Below are 12,394 nucleotides of genomic sequence, written 5' to 3'. Positions count from 1 at the left end.
AGAGCTGTGAATATACGCGTTGCTATTAACAACATTCTTCTCAGTTTTCCGTTAGCCCTGTTCAGGGCGCTGAAAACAAGCGTTGTCGGCACCGTGCCGGTTCCTCAAGGAAATAGGGGTTGACTAAGAGTTAGCCCCTGCTAACCTAGCCCCCCATTAGATTTGCCGCCGTCGTCAATATCTGCAGCTAAGGGGCACGTGCCATGTCTCGCTACCGTCAGAGTCGTTTCAAGAGTCGTCGCAGCAGCCGGGCGTTGGGCTCGGGAACCGCAGTGAGCGCGTTTCTCGCGTTTGGGTTGGGGCCGCTCGCCGCGGCGCCTACCGCGCAGGCGGATATCGAAGACATGTGGGTGGACCTGTTCGGTCAGGACCTGGGCACGGCCGTCGCGGACCTCAGTATCAACTGGGGTGATCAGGCTGCCTGGGGCGTCGTCTTGGACTCGGCCAGCTGGGACGGGGTCTTCGATTCGTGGGGCGATCCAGCCACCTGGGATGCAGTGCTCGCTGACCTGAACCTCAACATCGGGGCGGCTGACTTCAGCTGGCCGGGTTCTGCGGCCGCGTCGTTCAACTGGGGCGAGATCAACTGGTTCATGCCGTTCGGTAACGGCGCTGATGGCACGGCCGTGAACCCTGACGGCGGCGCCGGCGGCTGGATCTACGGCAGCGGCGGCGCGGGATGGGACGCCGATGGGTCGGGCGGCGTCTACGACGGTGGTGCGGGCGGTCAGGGCGGCCTGTTCGGCGGCAACGGTGGTCACGGCGGCGACGGGTTTGACACCGGTGCCGGTGGCGACGGCGGTGCCGCCGGCTGGTTCGCCTGGCTGAGCCACGGCGGTGACGGCGGTGACGGTGGAACCGCGGTCACCGCGGGCGGCGACGGCGGCGCCGGTGGTGTCGGTGGCGACGCCGCGCTGTGGGCGTTGTGGAGCACGGCCGGTGCCGGCGGTACCGGCGGTGACGGTGCGGTCGGCGCGGCGGGGTTGGCTGGTGTGTTGGCCGGCGCCGATGGTGGCGCGGGTCAAAACGGTGGCGCCGGCGGCAATGGTGGTGCCGGCGGCCGCGGCTCGAACTGGTTCGGTGACGGCGGTAAGGGTGGTTCCGGTGGTACGGGTGCCGCCGGTGGTATCGGCGGCCACGGCGCTGATGGCCAGGACGGCACCGTCAGCCACGTTGATGCGATCAGCGGCGGCAATGGTGGTGTCGGCGGTAACGGTGGTGCCGCCGGTAAGGCCGGCGCGGGTGGTGCCGGTGGCTGGTTCGCAGACTCGGGTGCGGCCGGCGTCGCGGGTGGTCAGGGTGACGGGGCGATCGGTGGCAACGGCGGCGTCGGTGGCGATGGCGCCGACGGTGCCGACGGCGCCAACGGCAACGCCTCGCATGTCGACGGGTTCGCCGGCCAAACCGGTGGCGCCGGCGGCAACGCGGGTCAGGGCGGTGCCGGTGGCCAAGGCGCCAGTGGTCAGGCAGCCAGCGGCTCCGGCGGTACAGCCGGTACCGGCGGCCGGGGTGGCAATGGTGGAGCGGGCTACGCCGGCGCCGACGGCAGCGCGCTGTCGCACGATGGCGCGGCCGGCGGTAACGGTGGCGCCGGTGGCAACGGCGGTAAGGGCGGCCTAGAGGCCGATGGCGTCACGCGCGCCGCCGAAGGCGGCGGCGGAAACGGTGGTGACGGTGCCCAGGGTGGTCGCGGTTATGACGCGCTCGCCGACGGTGCGGCGGCGGGCACCTCGGGCGGCCACGGCGGTGCGGGCGGCAATGGTGGTGTCGGCGGAACCGGCGCCACTACCGGTACGCATGGTGCCGGCGGCGTCGGAGGCAACGGTGGTTCCGGTACCGACGGCGGTGACGGTGCGGCGGGCGTCACGGGCACGGCATCGACCATGAACGGCAGCGCGGGCGGTAACGGCGGCAATGGCGGCAACGCCGGCGTCGGTGGCGCCGGTGGCGATTCCGGTAACGGCAACCACGCCGCGTCGGGCACCCACGGTTCGGCCGGTAAGGGCGGCGACGGAGGCGTCGGTGGCAACGGCTATGACGCGGCCACGGACCCCGGCGCGCTCGCGGGCACGGCCGGCGGCAACGGTGGCGCCGGCGGTAACGCGGGCCTCGGGGGTCTGGAAGCCGACGGATCGCGCGCGACCTCCGGCGTCGCCGCGATCGGCGGCAACGGAGGCGACGGCAAGGACGGCGCCCACGGGGTCGATGGGAATGCCAACCACATCGACGGAACGGCCGGTCAAGCCGGTGGCCGTGGTGGCAACGGCGGGCAGGGCGGTCTGGAGGCGGACGGCACCTCCCGGGCTGCGGATGGTGTTGGCGGCGACGGTGGTGCGGGCGGCAAGGGCGGCGCCGGGTGGGACGCGGTAGCCGCGGGGGCGGGCCCGGGCAGCGATGGTGGCGCCGGCGGCGCCGGCGGTAACGGTGGCGCGGGAGGAACCGGCTCGGTTACGGGGCTGCACGGTATTGGTGGTGTCGGGGGTAACGGTGGCTCGGGCACCGCCGGCGCCAACGGCGCGATCGGTACGGCCGGTAGCGCACTGAACCCCGACGGTGGTGCCGGTGGCAACGGTGGCAATGGTGGTAACGCCGGTGCTGGTGGCGCCGGTGGTGATTCCGGTGGCGGTAACCACGCCGCGTCGGGCACCAACGGTGTGGCCGGCAAGGGTGGCAACGGCGGCTCTGGTGGCGCCGGGTATGACGCGGCCTCCGATGCTGCGGCTGCGGCTGGGACCTCCGGCGGTAATGGTGGTTCCGGTGGTAACGCCGGTCAGGGTGGCCTGCTGGTCGGTGGTGGTCGTGCCGCGGACGGCGCCGCGGGCGTCGGTGGTAATGGCGGCTCGGGTAAGGCGGGTGCCGCCGGCACGGCGGGTGACGCGGTCAACGTCAACGGCACGGCCGGCACCTCCGGTGGCAACGGTGGTAACGGCGGCCAGGGTGGTCTGCAGGCCGATGGGACCAACCACGCGGCGTCGGGCAAGGGCGGTAACGGTGGTGCCGGTGGTGCCGGTGGCGCCGGCTATGACGCGGTCAGTGCTGGTGCGGCGGCGGGCACGTCCGGAGGCAACGGCGGGGTAGGTGGCAACGGTGGTGTTGCCGGTACGGGTTCGACGGCCGGCACGCACGGCGCCGGCGGGATCGGCGGCAAGGGCGGTTCGGGCACCGACGGCGCCAACGGGGCCATCGGCACGGCCGGTAGTGCGCTGAATCCCGACGGCGGTGCCGGTGGCAACGGTGGCAATGGTGGTAATGCCGGTGCTGGTGGCGCCGGTGGTCTCTCCGGTGGCGGGGTCCAAGCCGCGTCGGGCGGCAACGGTGCGGCCGGTAAGGGCGGCAACGGCGGGGTCGGTGGCGCCGGGTATGACGCCGCCAGCGACGCCGGTGCGGCCGCGGGCACTTCCGGCGGCAATGGTGGTGTCGGTGGTAACGCCGGTCAGGGCGGCTTGCAGGTCGGTGGTGGTCGTGCCGCGGACGGCGCCGCCGGCGTCGGCGGCAATGGCGGCTCGGGTAAGGCGGGTGCTGCCGGCACGGCGGGTGACGCGGTCAACGTCAACGGCACGGCCGGCACCTCCGGCGGTAACGGCGGCAACGGTGGCCAGGGTGGGCTGCAGACCGATGGCAGCCATGCCGCGTCGGGCAAGGGCGGTAACGGTGGTGCCGGTGGTGCCGGTGGCGCCGGCTATGACGCGGTCAGTGCTGGTGCGGCGGCGGGCACGTCCGGTGGCAACGGCGGGGTAGGTGGCAACGGTGGTGTTGCCGGTACGGGTTCGACGGCCGGCACCCACGGCGCCGGCGGTGTCGGCGGCAAGGGCGGCTCGGGCACCGACGGCGCCAACGGCGCGATCGGGACGGCCGGGGATGCTGTCAACACCACCGGCGGTGCCGGTGGCAATGGTGGCAATGGTGGTAATGCCGGTGCTGGTGGCGCCGGTGGTCTCTCCGGTGGCGGGGTCCAGGCCGCGTCGGGTGGCAATGGTGCGGCCGGTAAGGGCGGCAACGGCGGGGTCGGTGGTGCCGGGTATGACGCCGCCAGCGACGCCGGTGCGGCCGCGGGCACTTCCGGCGGCAATGGTGGTGTCGGTGGTAACGCCGGTCAGGGCGGCTTGCAGGTCGGTGGTGGTCGTGCCGCGGACGGCGCCGCCGGCGTCGGCGGCAATGGCGGCTCGGGTAAGGCGGGTGCTGCCGGCACGGCGGGCACCGCAGGCAGCGTCGACGGCACGGCCGGCACCTCCGGCGGTAACGGCGGCAACGGTGGCCAGGGTGGGCTGCAGACCGATGGCAGCCATGCCGCGTCGGGCAAGGGCGGTAACGGTGGTGCCGGTGGTGCCGGTGGCGCCGGCTATGACGCGGTCAGTGCTGGTGCGGCGGCGGGCACGTCCGGAGGCAACGGCGGCGCCGGTGGCAACGGTGGTGTTGCCGGTACAGGTTCGACGGCCGGCATCCACGGCGCCGGCGGTGTCGGCGGCAAGGGCGGCTCGGGCACCGACGGCGCCAACGGCGCGATCGGGACGGCCGGTGACGCCGTCAACACCACCGGCGGTACTGGTGGCAACGGCGGCGACGGTGGTAATGCCGGTGCTGGTGGCGCCGGTGGTCTCTCCGGTGGCGGGGTCCAGGCCGCGTCGGGCGGCAACGGTGCGGCCGGTAAGGGCGGCGACGGCGGCGCTGGTGGCGCCGGGTATGACGCGGCCTCCGATGGTGCTGCTGCGGCTGGCACCTCCGGTGGCGACGGTGGCCTGGGCGGCAACGCCGGCAAGGGTGGCCTCCTAGTCGGTGGCGGCCGTGGCGCTGACGGCGCGGCCGGTGTCGGTGGCAACGGCGGCGACGGCAAAGACGGTGCGGCCGGGGCCGCCGGTGATGGCACGAACGTCGACGGAGGCGCCGGCCAAGCCGGTGGTAACGGCGGCAACGGCGGCCTGGGTGGTCTGGAAACCGATGGCAGCCACGCCGCCCAGGGCAACGGCGGTAACGGTGGTGCCGGTGGTGCCGGTGGCCAGGGCTACAACGGTCTGGCAGGAGTCGACGGGGATCCCGACGGCGGTCACGGTGGCGCCGGTGGCGTCGGTGGAACCGGCGGTGCGGGCGGAACCGGCAACGTCGGTGGCACTGGAGGCCAAGGCGGTGCCGGTGGTTCTGGCGGTAACGGCGGCGAAGGCTTCAGCGCCACCGGCGGCGACGACTCCGGTGGTAATGGCGGCAACGCCGGAACGGGTGGAGCCGGCGGCAAGGGCGGCACGGGTGGTGACGGCAGCGTCGTCAACGGCAATGGTGGTGCCGGTGGTGACGGCGGCAACGCAGGAACGGCCGGCACGGGCGGTGATGGCGCCGGCGGAGGTGGCGGAGACACCGCGGGCGCAGGCGGTAACGGTGGTAACGGCGCCGCCGGTGGTGCGGTCGGTGGAGGCGGCGCTTCCGGTACTGGTTCGGGCACGGCCGGCGCCGACGGTGCGGCCGGCTCGACGTCGGGCGCGACCAGCGACGGCGGCAACGGCGGCAAGGGTGGCGACGGCGGTGGTGTCGGCAGCGATGGGCTGCTCGGCCAAGCCGGTGGTACCGGCGGCACCGGTGGTCTCGGTGGTGCGGCTGTCGATGGCGGAGCGGCTGGGAAGGGTGGTAACGGCGGTGCCGGCGGTACCGGTGCCGGCAACGGCGTTGGCGCGATCGGCGGTACCGGCGGTGTCGGCGGTAGTGGCGCCCTGAGCGCCGGCGCGGACGCCGGCTTCGGCGGTGCCGGCGGTGGTGGTGGCGGCGGCGCCTACGTGGGCGGCACCAATGGCGGGACCGCGACCGGAACCGCAACCGGAGGTAAGGGCGGCGACGGTGGCGCGGGTAGCACCACCGCGGCCGGAGGCCACGGCGGTACTGGTGGCGGCGCGACAATCCACGCCGACGGCCCGGGCAGCACCATCACAGACGGCACTGTCGACGGCGGCAACGGCGGCAATGGTGGTCAGGGCGGGGTTGTCGGCGAGGACGGTGCCAGCAACTCGCTGATCGCTGCCGGCGGCGGCTCCATCGAAAACACCACGGTGTCCAGCGGGCAAGACAGCGATAACGCACTTGGCGGCGGCGCCTCGCTACTGGTCAGCAACGGTGGCAGTGTCGCTGGCAGCACAGTGACCGGTGGCAACGCTGGCGACGGCTTCGACGGTGGCGCGGCGGCCATTGTCGCTGAGGGTCTTGGCAGCACGGTCACCAACGCCACGGTCACCGGTGGCAATGGCGGTTCGGGCGGTGCAGGCGGCAGCGCCAGCGTGACCGCGACTGACGGCGCTGTCATCGACACGGTCTCGGCCGCCGGCGGCAACGCCAGCGACAGTGCGGCCGGTGGCGCGGCAAGCATCACCGCTGACGGGACGGGCAGCACCGTCAGGGACAGCTCGGCCACCGGCGGCAACGCCGGGACCGGAGATGCCAACGGCGGTGCCGGCGGCGTCGGTGGTGGCGCGACGGTCGAGGCCAACTCGGGTGGCAGCGTTGATAACGCCATCGTCACCGGTGGTGTCGGCGGCGCCGGCAGCACCGGCGGCACGGGTGGTGCCGGAGGCGGCGGGTATGCGAGCTCAGGGCAGGGTGGCCTCGTCCACGACGCGACGGTCACCGGCGCTAGTGGCGGTACCGGTAGCGATGGCGGCGTTGGCGGTGCCGGCGGTGCCGGGGCGGTCTATGCCGGCCTGGAAGGCTCCGGGACCGGCGGTGACGCGTCCGGCACGGCGACCGGTGGGGTCGGTGGCACTGCCACCGGTGTCGGCAGTGTCGGCGGTGCCGGGGGCCTCGGTGGTATCCAGGCGGCCTGGAGTGACGGACAACCCGGTGGTTTCGGCGGAAACGGCGGCACCGCGTCCGGCACTGCGACCGGCGGTGCCGGTGGCAATGCGACCGGTGGCGGTACCGGTGGCATCGCCCGCAACGGTGCGATCATGGCGGGCGGTGCAGGCTCAGTAGCCTCTGGCATCGCGGTCGGCGGCTCGGGTGGTGATGGTCTCGACGGTGGTACCGGCGGCAACGGTATCGGCGGCCAGGTGTCGGCACTGGCCGACGGCGCCAACGCCAACGGCGAAGCCTACGGTGGCAGCGGCGGCGACGGCATCGGCGCGGGCAGCAAGGGCGGCGATGGTGGGCTGGGCTGGGTCCGGGCGGTGGGCGACGATTCCACGGTCACCGGAGCCCAGTCGAGCGGTGGCAATGGCGGTACGGGCAGCGATGGGCTGACCGGCGGCAACGGCGGCCAGGCCTACGTGCAGGCCAATTCGGACAACAGCACCAGCACCGACAGTTCGGCGGCCGGTGGCAGTGGTGGCGACAGTGCTGATGGCGTCAACGGCGGCAACGGCGGCCGCGCGACGAACTTCCTCGGGGCTGAAGGCGCCAACCCGGGCACTGGTAATGACCACATCACCGACAGTCACGTCACCGGCGGCAACGGTGCTGCTGGGAGTGTTGGCGGAGCCGGCGGCATCAGGGCCAGCAACGGCAGCACGATCGAATCGAGCTCGGCGACGGGCGGCAATGCCTCGGCCGGTGCTGGCGGCGGCGCTGCGTCGGTCACTGCGGACGATGGCAGCACTATCACCAACAGCCACGTGACGGGCGGCAACGGTGGTGGCGAGGGCGGCGGCAGTGGCTTCGCTCGCGGCTTCGGCATCCTCGCTGTCGATGGCACGGATGGTGTCGGCGGTGCGGCAAGTGTGAGCGCCACCAACGGCGGCGTGGTGAACGATGCCACTGCAGTCGGCGGTAACGGCGGCATCGGTACCGATGGCGGTGTCGGCGGCGCCGGTGGTGCAGCCACCGTGAGGGCCGACGACGGCGGCGAGGTGACCGTCGGTCACGCCATCGGTGGTAACGGTGGCGTGGGTAACGCCGGTGGCACGGGTGGTGTTGGTGGTGCGGCGAGCGTCGGGGCGTACGGCAGCCAGACCACCACTGAGGGCACGGCGCAGGGAGGCGACGGCGGCACGGGTGAGAACGGCGGTACGGCGGGCGCGGGCGGTGCAGCCTCCGTCGACGCCGGTATCAATGATGCTGGCCAGATTGTCGGTAGCGATGAGCACACCTCGGGTAACGCCACCGGCGGCGTTGGTGGCCTAGCGGACGGCGCTGGTAGCACCGGCGGTACGGGTGGTGTGGCGATCGTTCGTGCTCCCGATGGCACGGTGGGTATTGCCGGTGATCCGGATCAGGTCCAGGCCATCGGCGGTGCTGGTGGTGTGGGTACCACGGGTGGTCACGGCGGTAATGGCGGTGCCGGTTTCGCCTTTGTCGGCAACGGCGGCACGGTCGGTAACGCGGGCGTGGCCACGGTGGCCCAGGGTGGCGCCGGCGGTGCCGGTGTCGACGGCGGGACCGGTGGTAACGGCAGCTACGCGCAGGTGACGGCTGGCCAGGACGGAACGGCGTTCGGCTCGTCTACTGCCGGTGCCGGTGGCACGGGAACGGGCGCGGGCAGTTTGGGCGGTAACGGTGGCAGCGCCAACATCCAAGGGGCTTACGCCAGCGGCGGCCTAGGCGGTGCGGGCGGTACCGCGCAGGGTGTGGCGACCGGTGGTGCCGGTGGTGACGCGGTCGGTGCCGGTAAGGGCGGCGCCGGCAACACCGGCAGCATCGTCGCCGGTGGCGTTGGTGCGCAGGGCAGTGGTAGCGCTCATGGCGGCAATGGCGGTGACGGTCTTGATGGCGGCACCGGCGGTCGGGGCTTTACCGGCCAGGTCGGTGCGCTCAATGAGGGCGCCACGGCTAATGGCACGGTGACCGCAGGTGATGGTGGTGACGGCACCGGTGTCGGCGCCGTGGGTGGTCAGGGTGGTTACACCTATGTCCAGGCTCTCGGAAAGGACTCCTCTGTTACCGGTGTGACCGCCACCGGTGGTGACGGTGGTGCCGGGGTTCCTGGGGCGAATGGCCGGGTGGCTTCTGACACGGTGATCATCGCCAGGGGTGAGGGTGACACCATCACCAACAGCCAGGTCACTGGAGGCAATAGCGCCGGTACCCAGCAGAGTCCCGGGGCGCGGATCGACGTCAACGGCGGCCACGTCGCCGACAGCTCCGTGACGGCCGGGCAGAGCACCGACACCACCCTCGGCGGTTCGGGCAGCCTGACCGTCACCGGCGGCGGCACTGTCACCGACACCCACATCACCGGTGGTAACGCCGGTACCGGCACCGGCAAGGGTGGCGGTGCCACCGTCACGGTCACCGGCGGCACTGTCAACGGTCTCGAGGTTGATGGCGGCAACGGCGGTGTGAACGGCGCTGGTGGTTCGGCCACGGCGACCGTCTCATCGGGCAGCTCCGTTTCGCACAGTTCTGTCACCGGTGGTGACGGCGGTACTGGCGGAAGCGGATTGGGCGGCAACGCGTCGCTGGTGGCCACTGATGGCAGCAACGTCTCCGACAGTCATGTAACCGGTGGTGCGGGCTCCGACACCGCGGCGGGCGGCGCGGCCAACATCATGGCCGGCGGAACGTTGCCGACGCTGGCAACGCCTGCTGTCGGTGTCGACCGGCTCGGTGGCGACGTCACCAACGTCACCGTGACGGGCGGTGACGCCGGCTTCGGTGACGACCTCGGCGGTAAGGGCGGCGCCGGCGGGTACGCGTCGGTGGCCTCGCAATTGGACGGCAGCGTCCACGACGCGCAGGCTATCGGCGGCAACGGCGGTGACGGGTACGACGGCGGCAAGGGCGGCGCCGGCGGTTACTCGGAGCTGTGGACCATTTACCAGGAGAACGCGCACACTTCGCATGCCGGCGGTGACGTCACGGGCAAGGCCCTGGCGGGCGTCGGCGGCGACGGAACCGGCGGCGGCAGTGTGGGTGGTCTGGGCGGTTCGGCCCGTATCGCTACCGGCTCGTACTACGTAGACGGTGGTTCGGCGGCCGGCACCATCTACGGCGGTTCAGGTGGTAACGCCACCGCTGATGCTTTCGGGCACGGTGGTACCGGTGGAAATGCCTCGGGTGGGCGGATTTACGCCGCCGGAGACGGTGCCACTGTGGACGCGAACACTGTTGTCACCGGCGGTAACGGTGGTGACGGTCTCGATGGCGGCAAGGGCGGTAGCTACACCTTCTACGCGCAGGTGGCCGCCTTCGGTGAAGACGCGCACGCCGGCGGCCAAGCAACCAACGGCAACGGTGGCGACGGTGTTGGCTACGGCAGCACCGGAGGTATCGGCGGTGACGCTCAGATCCGTGCCGACATGCAAGGCGGTGGCGGCGGCGCCGTCACCGGTACCGCGCAGGGCGGTGACGGTGGTATGGGTACCACCGAAGGCGGCGTCGGCCACACCGGTGGTGCCGGCGGTACGGGCCGGATCAGTTCCGGTGGCTACGGCGGCAGCATCACCAACGGGACGGCGACTGGCGGTCACGGTGGTGACAGTGCCGGCAGCCTCAACGGCGGCGCCGGTGGCGAGGGCCGGATCGGGCACGCGATCAACGGACCCGACGCGGCCGACGCCGGCATCAACGTCACCGACAGCAGTGCTGCCGGCGGCAACGGCGCCGCCGGTGCCGCGGGCGGCAACGGCCTGGTGCAAGCGACCAACGGTGGTGCGATCTCCGGCGGGCACGCTATCGCCACCGACGCCGCGACCGGCGTTGCCGGTGGCGACGCGTCAGTGACCGCTGACGGCCTGAGCAGCACGGTCACCGACAGCATCGCCCGCGGTGGAGACGTCGGTGTGGGTGACGCCAACGGCGGCACGGGAGGTGCCGCCGGTGCGGCCAGCGTGAGTGCCACGGCGGGTGGCGCGGTTACGCAGGGCAACGCGCTCGGCGGCAACGGCGGGGCCGGTAGCGACGGTGGCGCCGCCGGTACTGGAGGAATGGGCAGGGTCACCGCGGCTGGCGCCAACAGCACCGCCAGCGGCGATGCCACCGGCGGCCAGGGCGGCAACGCCATCGGTGTCGGCAGCACCGGTGGACGCGGCTCGGATGCCGATGTCTGGGCCAATGACGGCGGCAACGTTTTCGGTGCCGCTGCCACGGGTGGCAACGGTGGTACCGGAACCGACGGTGGTGCCGGTGGTGCCGGCGGTTACTCCGCTATCACCGCCGGGGTCGAGGGCGGCACCGGCGGCAGCGCTTCTGGTGATGGCCAGGGTGGCGCCGGTGGTGATGCCGACGGTGCCGGCAGTGTCGGCGGCAACGGCGGCAGCGGCAGCATCCAGGGTGGCTTTGTCCGAACCGGCTTCGGCGGCAACGACGGGTCGGCCAGCGGAACCGCGACCGGTGGCGACGGCGGGGTCGGATACGACGGCGGCACGGGCGGCAACGGTGGAATCGGCAGCGTGGTCGCCGGCGGCACTGGCGCCGTGGCCACCGGTGACGCTCAGGGCGGCAACGGCGGGGCCGGATACGACGGTGGAAAGGGCGGTAACGGCTTCAGCGGTCAGGTGGCCGCTGCCAACGAAGGAGCGCATGCCGACGGCACCGCCATCGCCGGGGACGGTGGTAGCGGCACGGGTGTCGGCGTCACGGGTGGTCAAGGTGGCTACACCTATATCCAGGCTCTCGGCAAGGACTCGGTCGTCTCCGGTGCCACCGCGACCGGTGGTGACGGAAGCGCCGGTGCTGACGGTGTCAATGGAAAGGTGGCGTCCGACACCGTCATCGTGGCCAGAGGCGAGGGCGACTCCATCACCAACAGCAGCGCCACCGGTGGCAACAGTGCCGGCACCCTGCAGGGTCCCGGCGCGCGGATCTCGACCAACGGTGGGTCCGTCGCCGACAGTTCCGTGACGGCGGGCCAGAGCTCTGACCGCGCGCTCGGCGGCGCGGGCAGCATCACCGTCACCGGCGGCGGCAGCGTTTCCGACACCCACCTCATCGGTGGTGCCGCCGGTGCGGGCGCCGGTGCCACCGGCGGTGGCGCCACTGTGACCGTCGGGCAGAACAGCACTGTTGAAAACAGCAGTGTCACTGGTGGTGACGGTGGTGCCGGCGGAACCGACAGCGGCGTCGGCGGCAAGGGCGGTGCCGCCAGTATCACGGCGGCCACGGGCGGAAGTGTCGACGGCGGCCACGCCACCGGTGGTTCCGGCGGTAGCGGAGGCGACGACCTCGACGGTGGCAGCGGCGGTAAGGGTGCGGCGGGTGGCAGCGCCACCATCAGCGTCGGCAACGGTGGCAGCGGGAGTGGTACGGCCACCGGCGGTGCGGGCGGCAGCGGCGGTACCGGCAACACCGGCGGCAACGGTGGCAACGGTGGTGCGGGCGGTAACGCCACCATCACCGCACCCAACGGTGGCGCCGCCAGCGGTGCGGCCGCCGGTGGGACCGGGGAGGACGGCGGCGACGCCACCGCCGTCGCGCCTGGCGGCAACGGCGGCAAGGGCGCTGACGACACGATCACCGGGTAGTACGACCAACAGCAGTGACCCCGCTA

At 72.4% G+C, this 12,394-nt stretch carries 1 protein-coding gene; it reads left to right on the top strand.

Annotated elements, in window-relative coordinates; genetic code table 11:
• Window positions 1-272 precede the first annotated feature (272 nt).
• Window positions 273-12,368, top strand: coding sequence for a beta strand repeat-containing protein (locus MJO54_RS22390; protein WP_259602904.1), 12,096 nt, complete (start codon window positions 273-275; stop codon window positions 12,366-12,368).
• Window positions 12,369-12,394 lie beyond the last annotated feature (26 nt).

Source organism: Mycolicibacter virginiensis (assembly GCF_022374935.2).
GTDB classification, from domain to species: domain Bacteria; phylum Actinomycetota; class Actinomycetes; order Mycobacteriales; family Mycobacteriaceae; genus Mycobacterium; species Mycobacterium virginiense.
Note: the sequence above shows the minus strand (reverse complement) of the source record. Positions and strands in the feature narration are given on the sequence as shown.